Here is a 16,034-nt window from a genome sequence, read left to right on the forward strand (position 1 = left end):
GTCTGCCAGGGGGCATATGCCGTTGGAGGACGGCGCCCGGGAGGAGAGGAAACAATGGCTGACGCAGCCCTTGCGCGCTCAGGCGCGCCGCTTGCACCGCTGGACACCACCATCACCATCGATCAGCTCACGCGTGATCCCTATCCCATCTACAAGCGCCTGCGCGCCGAGGCGCCGGTCCTGAGGGTTCAGTCCGTCGGGCGGACCCTTCTGACCAAGGCAGCGGACACCAAGATGGTGAAGGACGATCCGGGACTCTTCAGTTCCGACGATCCCAACACCCCGATGCAGCGAGCCTTCGGCGCCCATACGTTGATGCGCCGCGATGGCGAGGATCACATGCGCCTGCGCAACGCCATGGCCTCGTCCTTTTCCGCCAAGAACATCAAGGACGTGTGGATCCCGGCCTATGAGAAAGTGGTCGAGGACTATGTCGCCCGTCTGCCACGCGGCGAAGTGATCGATCTGTTTCCGGCCCTTGCCGGCCCGGTTTCCGCCCGTTGCCTTGCCATACTGCTCGGCATTCCCGAAGCCAGCGACGCTGACATGGAACTGTGGTCCCAGACCCTGATCAATGGCGCCGGCAATTTCGGCTGGAAGCCCGAGATCTTCGAGATCTGCGACCGGGAAAACATCCGCATGGATGCCTGCATCAACGGTGCGGCAGACCGCCTGCGGGGGACCGATGACCCAAGCGCCGTCGCAGCGATGATCAATGCAGCAGATCCGATCGAACAGGAACACATGATCGCCAACATCAAGATCGCGATCGGCGGCGGCATCAACGAGCCCCGCGATGCGGCCCTTACGGCAATCTTCGGACTTCTCACAAATCCGGATCAACTGGACGCCGTCCGAAAGGATGACAAGCTCTGGACAACGGCCTTTGAGGAAGCGGTCCGCTGGGTCGCTCCGATCCAGGCAAGTTCGCGGCGCGTCACGGCTGACACGGAAATCCGTGGCTTCCATATCCCCAAGGGCGATGTGGTCATGACCATCCAGGCGTCCTCAAATCATGACGAGGAGATCTATGAGGACGGGCATCTCTACAACATCTTCCGGCCCAAGGTCCCGCATCAGGCCTTCGGCAACGGCCCGCATTTCTGCATGGGCACCCATATTGCCCGGCGCATGGTCGGCCAGATCCTGCTTCCCTGCCTGTTCGACCGGTTCCCCAACATGAAGCTGACCGACCCGGAAGAAGTCATCTTCTCCGGTTTCGGCTTCCGTGGCCCGCTGAACTTGCCCGTGATCCTCAACTAGTGGCATCTTGAAGTTCAGATTCGTCCCGGGCGACCGCCCGGGACCCGCCCGCCTCCGGCAAGGACAGAACAGGTCCCGCATTGCTCATGAGTGAAACCACATCCCCCGTCGTCGTCATTGGCGCAGGACAGGCAGGCCTGTCCTTCTGTGCCAAGCTCCGCAGCCTTGGCCATGAAGGCCCGATCACCCTGATCGGCGAGGAAGCAACCGCCCCCTATCAGCGCCCGCCCCTGTCCAAGGCCTATGCCCTTGGCGAAATGGACCGGGATCGTTTGCTGCTGCGTCCGCTCGAATTCTACGAAAAAACCGGCATCACGCTGAAGACAGGCGTAAAGGCCACCGCAATCGACCGTACGGCGAAGACCGTTGCCCTGTCCGACGGCACCGAGCTTGCCTATGGCACCCTGGCGATTGCTACCGGGTCGGTTCCGCGCCGCCTGCCGGAAGCCATCGGCGGCCATCTGGACGGGGTGCTGACCATCCGCGACCTGGAGGATGCAGACCGGTTTTCCGCGCTTTTGAAGACCGCGAAGTCCTGCGCCATCATCGGCGGCGGCTATATCGGACTTGAAGCGGCCGCAGTTGCCTCGAAACTTGGCTTGCACGTGACCCTGATCGAAGCTGCAGAGCGTATCCTGCAGCGCGTGGCGGCCAGCGAAACGTCTTCTTATTTCCGCAGTCTTCATGACAGCCACGGCGTCCGCATCCTGGAAGGCGCCCGCCTCGCCCGGCTGAGGAGCGACAATGGCAAGGTAACCGGCGTCGAACTGGAAGACGGAAGCACGATTGACGCGGACTTCGTGATCACCGGCATCGGTGTTCACCCTGCAGATACACTCGCACGGGATGCCGGGCTCGAAATCGACAATGGGATCGCCGTCAATTCCTCCGGCCAAACCAGCGATTCGTCCATCTACTCCTTCGGCGACTGCGCCTCTTTCCCCTATCAGGACGGCCGGATCAGACTGGAAAGCGTCGGCAACGCCATCGCCCAGGCAGAGGCTGCGGCCGCTTCGGTGATGGGCACCGAAGCCCCTTATGTGGCCAAGCCCTGGTTCTGGTCGGATCAGTATGATGTGAAGCTGCAGATTGCAGGGCTCAACACGGGATATGACAAGGTGGTCACCCGGCCGACCGACGAGAAATGTGTTTCCTTCTGGTATTTCAAAGGCATCCGCCTGATTGCCGTGGATTCGATGAACGACCCCCGCGCCTATATGGTCGGCAAGCGCATGATCGAAGGCGGCAAGTCACCGGACCCGGCGCAGATTGCTGACCCGGCTCAGGATCTGAAGACCCTTGCCACGGTGGACACGCCTGCCTGACGGTGAACCGTCTGAGCCGCTCATAGGCCGACGATCTCGCCCATGACAAGAGAAGACAGCTTCAAGACGCCCGGACCGGAGGTCATCCGTGTCCGGGCATTTTCGTTTCTGCTTCCGGCATCCGAACCGCAGAGTTCTGCGGCGGGCAATCTCTGTTCACATATACTGAACACAGCGTGCGAGATTGCAGGCCTTACGCTGCAACGCAACCGGGGTCATGTGTAGGGGCGAGGCAGACCGGACTACGGGTTGCTGCTTAGACAGATTTCTCAGGAGGCCACCATGGCTAAGGTACTCGTTCTCTACTACTCCACCTATGGTCACATCGAGACCATGGCCGCTGCCATCGCTGAAGGCGCCCGCTCTGCCGGCGCAACCGTCGACATCAAGCGCGTTGCCGAAACCGTTCCGGAAGACATCGCGAAGGCCGCCTATTTCAAGCTCGAGCAGGACGCTCCGGTTGCAACCGTCGAAGACCTGAAGAACTACGACGCGATCATCGTCGGCGCACCGACCCGCTTCGGCCGCATGCCGTCCCAGATGGCCAACTTCTGGGAACAGGCTGGCGGTCTGTGGGCCACCGGCGCCCTGCATGGCAAGGTCGCAGGTGCCTTCACCTCTTCCGCTTCCCAGCATGGCGGCAACGAAACCACCCTGTTCTCGATCCTCACCAACCTGCTGCATTTCGGCATGGTGATCGTCGGCCTGCCCTACAGCCACCAGGGTCAGCTGACCATCGATGAAGTGGTTGGCGGCGCACCTTACGGCGCAACCACCATTGCCGGCGGCAAGGGCGAGCGTCAGCCGAGCGAGATCGAACTGGAAGGCGCACGCCACCAGGGCAAGCTGATCGCCGAAACCGCAGCCAAGCTGCACGGCTGATCTGCCACAGACTGATCCTGACGGGCGGGGCCTTTCCTGCCCGTCAGAGCACAAAGACCTCGACGAGAATTTTCGCCGAGATCAACACCAGAAGACCGAGAATGATCCGGTCAAAGGTTTCCCGGGCCACCTTTCGCGCAAGCATTGCGCCAAGCGGCATGGCCGCAAGGATCGCCGCTGTCGCGCCCAGCCCGACGAGAAACCGCTCTCCTGTCAAAAGTCCGACCTCGATCAGCCGTTCAAACTGAAAGGCGGACATGACCGAGAAGAACACCGATATGGTCGCGATGAAGGACAGCCGCGGCAGCTTGAGCGCGTTCAGAAAGCTCAAGGAGGCTGGCGCGGAGATGCCGATTGCCCCCTGCAGCGTGCCGCCAAGGATCCCGACAGGAGCCGCCACCCAGAGGCCTGTCCGGTAAGGCAGAACCCAGTCCGACTTCAGCAACCGGAACGCCACATAGCCCAGCACCACCACGGACATGATCACCAGCAGCGCTTCGGACGGCAGACCTGCCAGGAGATAGGTGCCGATGACCGCCCCGATGCCGCCACCGGCCGCGAACAGGATCACGAAGGGCCAGGGCAGCAGATGACTGCGGGTTTGCCAACCCTGCCAGAAATTGGTCAGAAGATTGGGCACAACGAACACCGCGACGGCAAACTGCACATCCACCAGCGCCGCCAGAACCGGAACCCCGATGATCGGCGCGCCAGCACCGGTCGCCCCTTTCAGCAGGCCTCCCATCGCACAGGCAACCAAGGCTCCGGCGAGCGTCAGGATGTCGAGTTCCACGGTCTGATTCCCTATCGTGAATTGCGTTGTGAAAAGGGTTACCGGCTTGATGCTCTTCCTTCCAGCACAACCGGCAGGAATTGCCAAAGCACCTTCCTCCAGCCCCACCCAGCGGCGTGAATTTCGTCCCGTTCACCGACCCATTTCCCTTTCAGCTGACCTCCCCGATCCCTGGCAAATGCACAGGACCATAAAACGTGCTTGCCAAGTATTTTTGTGAACGTTATATCGTTACTTGTTACTTTATAACACGCACTCACAAGGGAGATCCGCGTGTCCTCTTTGAAACCCCTCAGCCGCTCCCGGCGGCTGGCCTCCATCCTTGGTCTTGCCACCGCCCTTTCGACAGCCAGCGCCGCAGCAGCTCTTGCGGATGCGCCGAATGTGGTGACCTCGATCAAGCCGCTCCAGTCACTTGCAGCCAGCATCATGGAAGGCGTCGGAACGCCCAGTGTCCTGATCGATGGCGCAGCCTCGCCCCATGGCTACTCCCTCAAGCCCTCCCAGGCTTCGCAGCTTCAGAATGCCAATCTTGTCTTCTGGATCGGGGAATCTCTTGAGACCTCACTTGAGAAACCGCTGAGTTCACTGGCTGGCAATGCGGATGTGGTGGAACTGATGCAGGCAAAGGGTCTGCACCTGGTTCCCTTCCGTCTCGGCAATGGCTTCGGTCCTCATGTTCATGAAGGCGAAGGCGGCGGGCATGACGGACATGACCATGATGAGGCCCACGCTCATGACGCAGGCCATGACGGTCATCACGATCATGAAGGTCACGATCATGGTGCGGCAGACCACGATGACCATGGTCAGGATCACGAAGGGGGCGAAGAGGGCCACCACCACGAGGGCACCGACCCGCACCTGTGGCTGGATCCGGAAAACGCCCGCATCATGGCTGCGACCATGGCGGACCACCTGGCGGCCGCAGATCCCGCGAACGCCGGCACCTACAAGGCCAATTTCGACAAGCTGAGCGCCCGTCTTTCGGAACTGGAGGCCGGGATCCGGACTGAGCTGGAGCCGGTTCAAGGCAAGACCTTCGTGGTCTTCCATGATGCCTATCACTATTTCGAGGACCGGTTTGGCCTGGCCGCCTCCGGCTCCATCACGTTGAACCCGGAATCTCCTCCCGGCGCCGACCGGATCCGCGAAATTCAGCAGAGGATCAAGACTGACGGGGTTGTCTGCGTGTTCGGCGAACCCCAGTTCGAGCCCAAGCTGGTCAGCGTGGTTCTTGAGGGCACCGATGCCCGCATGGCGACGCTTGATCCTCTGGGCACCGGCCTGACCAACGGCCCAGGCCTTTACGCAGAGCTTCTGCAGGGCATCGCAAAGACGATGAACACCTGTCTGAGCGGCAAGTAAACACGCAAGAGACAGCTTCAGGCCCTGACTTGAAAAGGCCTGGGGCGACTGGGCCTGACAGGCCGGAACCTTGAGGGAAATTCAGCTTCGGCCCGGCCCACCTGGGCCACAGGAGTTAGGCCTCCTCAGAAAGCACTTCCCTCGAAATCTCTGTGTTGCATCTGGGCTTTCCCGGGGTTGAGCGGTCTTCTTCCGGGGAGTTTCAGGCGCAAGCCCTGTCAGAAAAGGGGCCGCACCTTTATGAGGTGCGGCCCCTTGCCATTTTGGAAAAGCGGTAAGCTTGCCCGGATCAGCCGCGCGCAGCTTCCGTCGCCGTGATCGCCTTGATCAGATAGGCATCGCGGTCATAGACGTCGGAGAAATAGCCGATCGAGCCATCTTCCTGCGGCCAGGCGGTGAAGTAGGAAATATAGACCGGGATATCCCCGGTGACCTTTTCCTGCTGGTTCTGGCCCTGGGAAATCCGTCCACCGACATAGTCCTTGGTCTTGCCAAGCACGGCGGCGGCCATTGCGCGCGGATCCTGAAGACGGATGCAGCCATGGCTATAGGCGCGATCATCCCGGTTGAAGAGGCTCTTCGACGGGGTGTCGTGCATGTAGATGTGGTGCTTGTTCGGGAACAGGATCTTCAGTTCCCCGAGAGCGTTGCTGGAGCCCGGAAGCTGGCGCACGTTCACGCTGGTCTTCTTGCGGGCAACGGCGGCCCAGTTGACGGATGCAGAGGACATGGGCTTGCCGCTGGCTGTGGTCACTTCATAGCCGGTCCGGTCCAGATAGCTCGGGTCCTTCGCCAGCTTCGGCAGCATCTCGTTGACGATGATGGAATAAGGCACGCCCCAGTAAGGGTTGTACTCGACCACCTGGATCTTGTCGTAGAAGAAGTTGGTCTGGTTGGACTTCTTGCCCACCACCACACGCATGGTCAGCGGGTCACGGCCCGGCTCCGTATAGGTGGCGGTGAAGGCCGGCTGGTTGATGAAGACCTTGCGCTCGCCCAGCTGTTCGGGCAGCCAGCGGCTGCGCTCCATCGCCAGAACCAGCTTGGAGATTTTCTCCTCATTGGTCACGCCCACCAATGCCTTGATGGAGTTCTTGCCGACGACACCATCCGGCGTCAGGCCCTTTTCCTTCTGGTAGCCCTTGACCAGCGCAACCAGTTCCGGGCTGTAAAGCTCGTCGCCCGCATAGGCATCCAGAACCGCCTGATGCTCGGCAAGAAGCTCCGGAGAGCCGTTCTTGCGGATCGCGGCGACGACATTCTTCACTTCCGGGCTGGTGTTGTCCGGCTTCAGCAGCGTGCCCGGCGCAATCACGATCCGGTCTTCCGCAACATCCTCGGCCCGCAGCTTGGCAAGGGCCTCTTTCAAAGCCTTGAAATGGCTGCCTTGAGGCTGCTCGGCCTCAAGGGCCGCAGTCACATCCGCGCTGGATGCAACGCTCTGAAGGTCTGCAACCAGATCCGGCTTGTGGCGCGGCAGGTCGTGATAACCGGAGAGACGGTCCGGATCGACCCGGCCGCGCTGCGCGTCCAGCATATAGGTGAGCACGGCTGCCGTGAGGTGCATCTCGAAGTCCATGAGAGCAGCGTCACGTGCGTCACCTTCCAGACCATTCAGGTTCGGCAACTGGACCAGGTAGTCAGCAGGTTCGAGACCGAATTCATCGGCGCTGGCCAGAACACGGCGGGCAAAACCGGCCTTTACACTCAAGCGGCCGTCCTCGATCCAGAGGAAACCCGGATGCTCGCGGTAATAGGCCAGAAGCGCTTCGCCGACTTCCGGCAGAGCCTTGACCTGCATTTCCTTCAGGACCGGACGGACATGGTCAAACGGCGTCAGAACCACAGGCGCCTCGATCACCGGCTGCGCACCATCCGGGCTTGCTGCGGCGGCAGGGTCCGCTACATCGGTGCTGGCGGGTTCACTGACGGCCGGCGTGACTGCGGCAGTTTTCAGCTCGGACAGCTCGGCAAGCGAGACCATCTTAAGCTGGTCAGCCTTGTAGGTGTAATAGCGGGGCGCGGAGACATAGGTTTCCTCGACCACCCGGTCCAGATCCTGCGTCTCGCGCGGCTGGACTTGCTGCACCCGGTTTTCCTTGGGTGCGAACAGGCGCTGAAAAAAGTTTTGAGCATTCGCTTCACCGGCGCTCACACCCACCAGCGTAACCGCCGCGGTGCCGGTCATCAGCCCGGCCAGTGCCAGGGACACAAGCCGTCTTGCGGTGCCTGCGTCCTTGCCCTTGCTCCGCATCTCAAGTGCCGGAGTTCCGGAACGGGACATCTCACGTCGTGCCATGCTCTGCTTATCCAATATATCTAGTCCGCATGCCCTTCCCGCTGCTGGATCCAGCCCGGACCGCACAACGGGGAGCATGCAATTATCCGCCGCGCAGAACCGCCCCATGGCCCTGCAAACCTGATCCATCACCGCGCCCGCACATATGACAGACATGACGGGGCCTGATTGCCCTGGCCCCGGTCATTTGCGCCGCGCTCCCCTCTACTTGTCGCCCGGAAGGAGGCGGACAAGTCAGGACAGCCACAAACTGCCATCATCACAAAGGACTCAAACGGTCCCCACTCCAGAACAGCATGCGGCTGAGAGCCGGAATGTGATTGAAAACACCATCTGATGGATTCCGGCGCAGCATATCCCAATCCGCCGGGGATGGTTAAGGGGGATTGTCACAATTCCGGCATCGCCTTCGCCACTGCGGGAATTCGGTCACACCCTGCAAGACCCGAAGGTGAGATTGAAATCAGGGAGAAAAGTCCGACTCGAACCTGGCCGCCATGCGAGGCTTGAACGGCTCCCTAACAAGTCCTTCCGGGAAATAAATCCATACGCGCTCGGCGTTATGAGATGAAGGCCCGCGAGAGAAAACTCAGCGTTTTGGCGGTCCGGAAAATCCTGATCAGCCAACGTATTTACTTCCAAGGTATTCAAACAATTTCTGAGCTTGCCAAAATGTTTCCAGCGCTTAAAAAACACACGCACTCGTTGAATAAAAAGAAACCGGCAAGCATCGGGAACTGAAAAATTGAAACTCATATCCCTTCTGAAAATACTCCTTCCCACACTGATCCTGACAACCAGCGCGGCAGCAGATGAGTATCAGGAACTGAAAAAGCCCGAGATCGAGGCACTTATCAGTGGTCACACGATGGAGCTTCGCTCTTTTCACCCGATGCAGTTGGTGTTCCACAAGGATGGAACATTCCGAGTTTCGCACCACACCCCATGTGCTGGAGGTGAGAAAAGCACATACGAAGTCGATCGGTATGGGCAATTGAAAATTGTCTTCAGAAACTGCGACGGAAAAAAGCGGTCTTACCTGCAGTATCGCGTGTTCAAAAAAGGGAAACTTTATTTTGTTCGCGACCAGGGGAATACCGGAACCTATAAATTCATCCGGAAAAAATAAAGAACCACCTCTCAAGAACTCAGTTCTTTGGTGAGAGTTTTTCCTCAATACAAAAACGGCCGGGAATCCCCGGCCGTTTGCTGAAACTCGATCAGAACGGAATTTCGTCGTCCATGGCGCCGCCGCCGAAGCCGCCGCCGCCGCCACCGCCGGAAGAGCTGCCACCACCGTAGCCGCCGCCCGAGGACGATCCGCCGCCGTAGCCGCCGCTATCGCCGCCATAGCCACCGCCGCCGTAGTTGCCACCGGAGGAAGATCCGCCGCCGAAGCCGCCGCCACCGCCAGCTCCGCCACCGCCTTCACCACGGCCATCCAGCATGGTCAGCGTGGAGTTGAAGCCCTGCAGGACGATTTCGGTCGAATACTGGTCCTGGCCCTGCTGGTTCTGCCACTTGCGGGTCTGCAGCTGGCCTTCGATATAGACCTTCGCACCCTTGCGCAGAAACTGCTCGGCAACCTTGCACAGACCTTCGTTGAAGATCACCACACGGTGCCACTCGGTCCGTTCCTTGCGCTCTCCCGACCCACGGTCACGCCAGGTTTCAGACGTGGCGATCCGCAGGTTGGCAATCGGACGGCCGTCCTGCGTGCGGCGGATTTCCGGGTCAGCACCCAGATTCCCGACCAGAATGACCTTGTTGACGCTGCCCGCCATGACGCAAACTCCTTGAAACAAGTTCTGTCCGGAGCAGATCGTTGCCGCTGCCGGACAGTGTTCTTTTGGTTCTTTTGGAACGCTTCCTCTGGCGGCCTGTTAAAGCGGCCGAATTGAAGCGCTCTTCCTTATCCATTGCCCGCACGAGCCAGGCGGAACCCGGCTCCCTGACGGTCTTTCGCCGACCCTAACGCCAAGTTGGGGCCCGCGCCGGTTTTATTGGCCGAAGTACTGGCCTTTTCCACAAGCCTCTCAGCCGGAGAGCTGCCGATCCATCAGCTCCAGACGCGCGCCTATGAGAAAAAGCAAAAAACACTGTTCCTTTTTTGTTCCATACCATTTTCCCAAAGCCTGTTCCAGAGATTAAGTCTTGGTCTTCATTCAAGGGGAGATCGAGGACGGACAGCAGCGTTATTCGGACTTGGCGAAACGCCTTGCAAACGCACATCTGTTCGCCATATGTTCCAATCCAGACAAGACCGATTCCGCTTCTGAAAGATCCAACCTTGCGCTGACGCGTAACTGACGGGTTGATCCAGAGCCGCAAAGGCAGCGAAATGGGCGCATTGACGGCTTTTCGAGGCTGGAACCGCCCGGATTTATTGCTATATGCGTCGGGACTGATATCAGGCTCGGCCTGACATTCCAGCAAACGCACCCAGGCGAGCGGTGCGCATCAGGGACAGACTTCATGACCAAGCAAGCCTCAGGCCGTGCGATTGACCCCACCCGCACCATTTCGGTGCGCGGTGCGCGCGAGCATAATCTGAAAGGCGTTGACCTCGACCTGCCGCGGGACAAGCTGATCGTGATGACCGGCCTGTCCGGTTCGGGCAAGTCGTCCCTGGCCTTTGACACCATCTATGCCGAGGGCCAGCGCCGCTACGTCGAAAGCCTGTCGGCCTATGCGCGCCAGTTCCTGGAAATGATGCAGAAGCCGGACGTCGACCAGATCGACGGCCTGTCCCCCGCCATTTCCATCGAGCAGAAGACCACCTCGCGCAACCCGCGCTCCACCGTGGGCACCGTCACCGAGATCTATGACTACATGCGCCTTCTGTTTGCGCGTGTCGGCATTCCCTATTCCCCGGCAACCGGTCTGCCGATCGAGAGTCAGACGGTCAGCCAGATGGTCGACCGGGTGATGGAGCTGCCAGAAGGCACCCGCCTCTATCTGCTGGCGCCGATCGTGCGCGGCCGCAAGGGCGAATACCGCAAGGAACTGGCCGAGCTGATGAAGAAAGGCTTCCAGCGGGTCAAGATCGACGGTGCTTTCCACGAGATTTCCGAAGCCCCTGCCCTGGACAAGAAGTTCAAGCATGACATCGATGTGGTCGTGGACCGTATCGTGGTGCGCGACGACATCGCCGGCCGCCTTGCCGATTCCTTCGAAACGGCCCTGAAGCTCGCCGAAGGAATCGCGATCGCCGAATATGCGGACGGAACCGACGACAAGGGCGATCCGCTGCGCATCATCTTCTCGGAGAAATTCGCCTGCCCGGTCTCCGGCTTCACCATTGCCGAGATCGAGCCTCGGCTGTTCTCCTTCAACAATCCCTTCGGTGCCTGCCCGGCCTGCGACGGTCTCGGCACCACCCTCGCCTTCGAGGCGGACCTTGTCGTGCCGGACCAGAGCCTTTCCTTGCGCGAAGGCGCCGTCCTGCCCTGGGCCAAGACCGGCTCCACCTCGCCCTATTACAACCAGACCCTTGAGGCCCTTGCCCGCCACTTCAGCTTTGCCATGTCCACACCCTGGCGCGACCTGCCCCAGGAGGTTCAGACAGCCATTCTCTATGGCACAGGCAAGGATGCCATCGAGGTCGTCTATGATGACGGTGTTCGCTCCTACCGGACGGAGAAGCCGTTTGAAGGGGTAATCGGCAACATCGAACGGCGTTGGCGCGAGACAGAATCCAGCTGGGTGCGGGAAGAACTCGCAAGGTTCCAGTCCGACCACGCCTGCCCGGCCTGTCAGGGCTTCCGCCTGAAGCCTGAGGCACTGGCCGTGAAGATCAATGGCCGGCACATCGGCGAGATCACGGAAAAGTCGATCCGCGAAGCCGGCGACTGGTTCAATGACTTGCCTGGCAAGCTGACGCCCAAGCAGGAAGAGATCGCCGGCCGCATCCTGAAGGAAATCCGCGAGCGGCTTCAGTTCCTGAATGACGTCGGCCTCGACTATCTGGCGCTTTCACGTGCCTCCGGAACGCTTTCGGGCGGCGAAAGCCAGCGGATCCGCCTGGCCTCCCAGATCGGCTCGGGCCTGACCGGGGTGCTTTATGTCCTGGACGAGCCATCCATCGGCCTGCACCAGCGCGACAATGCCCGGCTGATCGAAACGCTGAAGCATCTGCGCGACCTCGGCAACACGGTGATCGTGGTCGAGCATGACGAGGATGCGGTTCTGGCGGCCGATTATGTGGTTGATGTCGGCCCGGGCGCGGGCGTCCATGGCGGCGAAATCATTGCAGCCGGTACCCCGGCCGAAATCATGGCCAATCCGAAGTCCCTCACCGGCCAGTATCTGTCCGGCGCAAAGATGGTCGAAGTGCCCCATGAACGGCGCAAGATCAACAAGCGGCGCCAGATCAAGGTGGTCGGCGCCAGAGGCAACAACCTCAAGAACGTCAATGTGGATGTGCCGCTCGGCACCTTTACCTGCGTGACCGGGGTTTCGGGCGGCGGCAAGTCCACCTTCCTGATCGACACATTGTTCAAGGCAGCGGCCCGCCGCCTGAACGGTGCCCGCGAGAACCCGGCACCTCATGACCGCATCGACGGACTGGAACTGCTCGACAAGGTGATCGACATCGACCAGTCGCCGATCGGACGCACGCCGCGTTCCAATCCGGCCACTTATACCGGTGCCTTTACCCCCATCCGCGAGTGGTTCGCCAGCATGCCGGAGGCCAAGACTCGCGGTTATCAGGCGGGGCGCTTCTCGTTCAACGTCAAGGGCGGACGCTGCGAAGCCTGTCAGGGCGACGGCGTCATCAAGATCGAGATGCACTTCCTGCCAGACATCTATGTCACCTGCGACGTTTGCAAGGGAAAACGCTACAACCGTGAAACCCTGGAAGTGCTGTTCAAGGGCAAATCCATTGCCGACGTGCTGGACATGACCGTGGAAGAGGCTGCCAGCTTCTTCTCCGCTGTTCCCGCCGTGCGCGACAAGATGGAGACCCTGGCGCGCGTCGGCCTCGGTTACATCAAGGTCGGCCAGCAGGCCACCACCCTGTCGGGCGGCGAAGCGCAGCGCGTCAAGCTGGCCAAGGAACTCTCCCGCAGGTCGACGGGCCGCACGCTCTATATCCTGGACGAGCCGACCACCGGCCTTCACTTCCATGATGTCGCCAAGCTGCTTGAAGTGCTGCATGAGTTGGTCGACCAGGGCAACTCGGTGCTGGTGATCGAACACAATCTGGAGGTCATCAAGACAGCAGACTGGATCGTCGACCTTGGACCGGAAGGCGGCGATGGCGGCGGGACCATCGTTGCGGAAGGCACGCCGGAAACCATCGCCGCGACGGAGGCAAGCTACACCGGCCAATTCCTGAAGGAACTGCTGGAGCGCCGCCCGCAGACCGCAAAAGCCGCCGTGAACCAGTAGGCAGGATACCGATTGGGCCCCTTCCGGGGGTAAAACTCCGGCCAATCAGAATCGCATTGCAGCGCAACATTGCCAATCAAACCCTTTGCAAGCCCTTGGAAAGCCGTGAGAACTGCCTTTCCAAGGGCTTTTTGCATGACTCAGTCATGCTGCATTGCACTGAGCGCATGACTGTCATGCGCTTAATGCGCTTCTTTAAATTTGAGTGGTGAATTATATCTTCGTCAACAGATCGATGACGCGGCGCACAAAACTCTGTTGCGACGCAAAATTTAAAAGGTTATAACATGTTCGACACCGTCGTTCGCAAGTACAGCACCTGGGTCAAGTACCGTCGCACCATCGACGAACTGTCCCGTCTTTCTTCCCGCGAACTGAGCGACCTCGGCATCCACCGCAACGACATCAAGTTCGTTGCACGCCGCAGCGCAGTCTAATTCGAGATCGCGCTCCACCGAGCCACCTCCTCCCAGGCTCCGGAGCGCGTAAAACGGACAAGGCATCCTCCTCCCAGTCTTGTCCGCGGAAACGTCGCCCGTCAGCACCTCCTCCCGCTGACGGGCGAGCGTTCCACCCGGTGAAAGTCCGGACCAGATTTTGAGATCGCGTCTCACATGAGCCACCTCCTCCCAGGCTCGAGACGTGTAAATGGACAAGGCATCCTCCTCCCAGTCTTGTCCAAAGAAACGTCGCTCACCAGCACCTCCTCCCGCTGGTGAGCGTCCGTTTCCTCCCGGAGCCAAAAGCCACGGGAAAAAAGAACATAGAGATCGCGTCTCACCGAGCTACCTCCTCCCAAGCTCGAGACGTGCGACCCGGCGGAGCATCCTCCTCCCAGTTCCGCCAAGTCAAATGCGCCTGCCAGCACCTCCTCCCGCTGGCGGGCGTTTTGCTTTTCAGCCTCTCCATTTTCCCAAAACAGCTCCCAGCATCACCCATGACGCCGGACGCAGACATGCGGCCGCAGCACAGCTTGCCGGGCAGTTCGGCCGCGCCGCACCACAAATAAGGTGCGCCGCACCATCAATCTGCACACACCTTGATCAGCAACTGGACGCAGACGAGCTAAAATGGCCGCTTTGCTTAGTTCGCAGTCACGAAGCCTGCATTTTATGCAGAGCAGGAGTGCAATTTGCCCACTACCTCAGCATGGCAAATCACCCTATTTGAACGGCACACCACGAGGCGGACGCTGCAGCGCAGCGAAAGCCCAATCTCCAAAAGAAAAGAAGAACAACCATGCTTACGTCCGTTGTCCGCAAGTACCAGTCCTGGCGCCGTTACCGCAGCACTTACGAAGAGCTGTCCCGCCTGTCCAACCGCGAGCTGCACGATCTCGGCATTGCCCGCGGCAACATCGACTACTTCGCTTACAACTCGGCTCGCTAAGGCAGACGTTTCCCGCTCAAGACAGGCCGAACGGCCTCAGCGGGATCTGCAAGACGCACCGGAAGCTGCAGTGGCCCCATCCACTCCGAAAAAACAGGTCAGTGCCCACAGAAGGCTCTGGCCGGCAGACCACAAAAGGGAAGAAACAAATGATCGGCACCGTTGCCCGCAAATACCAGAACTGGAAGCGTTTCCGTTCTGTCTACAATGAACTGTCCCGCCTGACCCCGCGCCAGCTGTCCGACATCGGCATCACGCGCGACGACATCATGCCGCTGGCACGTTCCTCCGTACGCTAACCGCACGGCCGGCACAGCCGGCAAGACGGTTCTTCAAAAAAGCCCGTATGGCCCTCCGGCCTGCGGGCTTTTTGTCCTTTCGGGTCCTGCCCAGGTTTCCCGAAGGTGAGATTTCCTTACCAAAGTATTACCAAAGTCCAAGACCTGCATTTTCGTCAGATCAGACGTGCGGTTTGGCCTCTACCTAAGGCAGATCTGCAGGACTATCTTCAGTTCATCAAATGACGAACGGGCCTGACGCCGATCCGCGGTGCTTTAGGCCACAGAGAGAAGAAAGGCCTATCATGTTCACCAACGTTGCACGCAAGTACCAGAGCTGGAAGCGCTTCCGGAACACCTACGACGAGCTGTCCCAGCTCTCGAACCGTGAGCTTTCCGACCTCGGCATCAGCCGTGGCGACATCATGTCCCTGGCGCGGAACGCTTCGCGCTAAGGTCTGACACATATTCCGGGCAGCCGACCTCCTCCCACGGCCCGCCCGGCGCTACGCGAAAGCGGAAGCACAAAAGCCCGCCGGCTCCTCCCTCCGGCAGGCTTTTTTATTGCCTTGCGCAGACCTGATTTCAAACAACGACCAAGTTAATAAAAGTAAATCATTTCCAAGACCTGCATTTTTGGAAGATCAGGCGTGCGGTTTGGCCTCTACCTAAGACCGATCTGCAGGACTATCTTCAGTTCATCAAATGACGAACGGGCCTGACGCCGATCCGGGTGCTCCAGGCCATAGAGAGAGAAAGAAGGCCTGTCATGTTCACGAATGTTGCTCGCAAGTACCAGAACTGGAAGCGTTTCCGGTCCACCTATGATGAGCTGTCCCAGCTCTCCAACCGCGAGCTTTCCGATCTCGGCATCAGCCGTGCCGACATCCGCTCCCTGGCACGCGACAGCGTCCGCTAAGGGTTGAAGATTTCCAGAATCAGACGGCCGCTCCTCCTCCCACAAGCCGTCTGAAGCGCCGCGAAAGCGGACGCAAAAATGCCCGCCGGTTTCCTCCCCCGGCGGGCTTTTTCTTTGTCTGCTC

The 16,034-nt window shown here is 60.0% G+C and carries 14 protein-coding genes; 11 read left to right on the forward strand and 3 right to left on the reverse strand.

Annotated features, from left to right (window positions below; translation table 11 throughout):
• Nucleotides 1-54: 54 nt before the first annotated feature.
• From BUA94_RS15035 to wrbA, 3 genes are all read left to right on the forward strand, one after another.
• A complete protein-coding gene (locus BUA94_RS15035; RefSeq protein WP_073014136.1) occupies nt 55-1,263 on the forward strand; it encodes a cytochrome P450 in 1,209 nt (402 codons plus the stop codon).
• A gap of 86 nt (nt 1,264-1,349) precedes the next feature.
• Entirely contained in the window at nt 1,350-2,588 is a 1,239-nt protein-coding gene (locus tag BUA94_RS15040; RefSeq protein WP_073014137.1) for an NAD(P)/FAD-dependent oxidoreductase, read from the forward strand.
• Between the two features lie 282 nt (nt 2,589-2,870).
• A complete protein-coding gene (wrbA, locus tag BUA94_RS15045; protein WP_073014138.1) occupies nt 2,871-3,470 on the forward strand; it encodes an NAD(P)H:quinone oxidoreductase in 600 nt (199 codons plus the stop codon).
• A 43-nt stretch (nt 3,471-3,513) separates the two neighbouring features.
• On the opposite strand, the gene BUA94_RS15050 is transcribed toward wrbA, so the two are convergent.
• Nucleotides 3,514-4,263, reverse strand: a complete 750-nt coding sequence (locus BUA94_RS15050; protein WP_208980108.1) for a sulfite exporter TauE/SafE family protein — start codon at nt 4,261-4,263, stop codon at nt 3,514-3,516.
• Nucleotides 4,264-4,536: 273 nt separating this feature from the next.
• On the opposite strand from BUA94_RS15050, the gene znuA reads away from it, so the two are divergent.
• Nucleotides 4,537-5,631 (forward strand): zinc ABC transporter substrate-binding protein ZnuA, encoded by a 1,095-nt coding sequence (gene znuA / locus BUA94_RS15055; protein ID WP_328586301.1) that lies wholly within the window; start codon nt 4,537-4,539, stop codon nt 5,629-5,631.
• Nucleotides 5,632-5,920: 289 nt separating this feature from the next.
• On the opposite strand, the gene BUA94_RS15060 is transcribed toward znuA, so the two are convergent.
• The gene (locus BUA94_RS15060; protein WP_073014139.1) at nt 5,921-7,885 is read right to left on the reverse strand and encodes a L,D-transpeptidase family protein; all 1,965 of its coding nucleotides are present in this window, start codon (nt 7,883-7,885) and stop codon (nt 5,921-5,923) included.
• A gap of 790 nt (nt 7,886-8,675) precedes the next feature.
• On the opposite strand from BUA94_RS15060, the gene BUA94_RS15065 reads away from it, so the two are divergent.
• Nucleotides 8,676-9,059, forward strand: a complete 384-nt coding sequence (locus tag BUA94_RS15065; protein ID WP_073014140.1) for a hypothetical protein — start codon at nt 8,676-8,678, stop codon at nt 9,057-9,059.
• A 91-nt stretch (nt 9,060-9,150) separates the two neighbouring features.
• Here BUA94_RS15065 and BUA94_RS15070 read toward each other — a convergent pair whose 3' ends face one another.
• The gene (locus tag BUA94_RS15070; RefSeq protein WP_073014141.1) at nt 9,151-9,714 is read right to left on the reverse strand and encodes a single-stranded DNA-binding protein; all 564 of its coding nucleotides are present in this window, start codon (nt 9,712-9,714) and stop codon (nt 9,151-9,153) included.
• 691 nt (nt 9,715-10,405) lie between these two features.
• Here BUA94_RS15070 and uvrA point away from each other — a divergent pair.
• From uvrA to BUA94_RS15100, 6 genes are all read left to right on the forward strand, one after another.
• Nucleotides 10,406-13,324 (forward strand): excinuclease ABC subunit UvrA, encoded by a 2,919-nt coding sequence (gene uvrA, locus BUA94_RS15075; RefSeq protein ID WP_073014142.1) that lies wholly within the window; start codon nt 10,406-10,408, stop codon nt 13,322-13,324.
• Between the two features lie 287 nt (nt 13,325-13,611).
• Entirely contained in the window at nt 13,612-13,761 is a 150-nt protein-coding gene (locus BUA94_RS15080; protein WP_073014143.1) for a DUF1127 domain-containing protein, read from the forward strand.
• 802 nt (nt 13,762-14,563) lie between these two features.
• A complete protein-coding gene (locus BUA94_RS15085) occupies nt 14,564-14,713 on the forward strand; it encodes a DUF1127 domain-containing protein (RefSeq protein ID WP_073014144.1) in 150 nt (49 codons plus the stop codon).
• 149 nt (nt 14,714-14,862) lie between these two features.
• Nucleotides 14,863-15,012, forward strand: coding sequence for a DUF1127 domain-containing protein (locus BUA94_RS15090; protein WP_073014145.1), 150 nt, complete (start codon nt 14,863-14,865; stop codon nt 15,010-15,012).
• 284 nt (nt 15,013-15,296) lie between these two features.
• Nucleotides 15,297-15,446: a DUF1127 domain-containing protein gene (locus BUA94_RS15095; protein ID WP_073014146.1), complete on the forward strand. Its 150-nt coding sequence runs from the start codon at nt 15,297-15,299 to the stop codon at nt 15,444-15,446.
• A gap of 314 nt (nt 15,447-15,760) precedes the next feature.
• A complete protein-coding gene (locus BUA94_RS15100; RefSeq protein ID WP_073014147.1) occupies nt 15,761-15,910 on the forward strand; it encodes a DUF1127 domain-containing protein in 150 nt (49 codons plus the stop codon).
• The last annotated feature ends 124 nt before the right edge of the window (nt 15,911-16,034 follow it).

This window comes from Roseibium suaedae, from assembly GCF_900142725.1.
Taxonomy (GTDB): domain Bacteria; phylum Pseudomonadota; class Alphaproteobacteria; order Rhizobiales; family Stappiaceae; genus Roseibium; species Roseibium suaedae.

Coding starts and splice junctions, on each gene's coding strand:
- BUA94_RS15035 (WP_073014136.1), top strand. CDS start 55: ATGGCTGACGCAGCCCTTGCGCGCTCAGGCGCGCCGCTTGCACCGCTG.
- BUA94_RS15040 (WP_073014137.1), top strand. CDS start 1,350: ATGAGTGAAACCACATCCCCCGTCGTCGTCATTGGCGCAGGACAGGCA.
- wrbA (WP_073014138.1), top strand. CDS start 2,871: ATGGCTAAGGTACTCGTTCTCTACTACTCCACCTATGGTCACATCGAG.
- BUA94_RS15060 (WP_073014139.1), bottom strand. CDS start 7,885: ATGCGGAGCAAGGGCAAGGACGCAGGCACCGCAAGACGGCTTGTGTCC.
- BUA94_RS15070 (WP_073014141.1), bottom strand. CDS start 9,714: ATGGCGGGCAGCGTCAACAAGGTCATTCTGGTCGGGAATCTGGGTGCT.
- uvrA (WP_073014142.1), top strand. CDS start 10,406: ATGACCAAGCAAGCCTCAGGCCGTGCGATTGACCCCACCCGCACCATT.
- BUA94_RS15080 (WP_073014143.1), top strand. CDS start 13,612: ATGTTCGACACCGTCGTTCGCAAGTACAGCACCTGGGTCAAGTACCGT.
- BUA94_RS15085 (WP_073014144.1), top strand. CDS start 14,564: ATGCTTACGTCCGTTGTCCGCAAGTACCAGTCCTGGCGCCGTTACCGC.
- BUA94_RS15090 (WP_073014145.1), top strand. CDS start 14,863: ATGATCGGCACCGTTGCCCGCAAATACCAGAACTGGAAGCGTTTCCGT.
- BUA94_RS15095 (WP_073014146.1), top strand. CDS start 15,297: ATGTTCACCAACGTTGCACGCAAGTACCAGAGCTGGAAGCGCTTCCGG.
- BUA94_RS15100 (WP_073014147.1), top strand. CDS start 15,761: ATGTTCACGAATGTTGCTCGCAAGTACCAGAACTGGAAGCGTTTCCGG.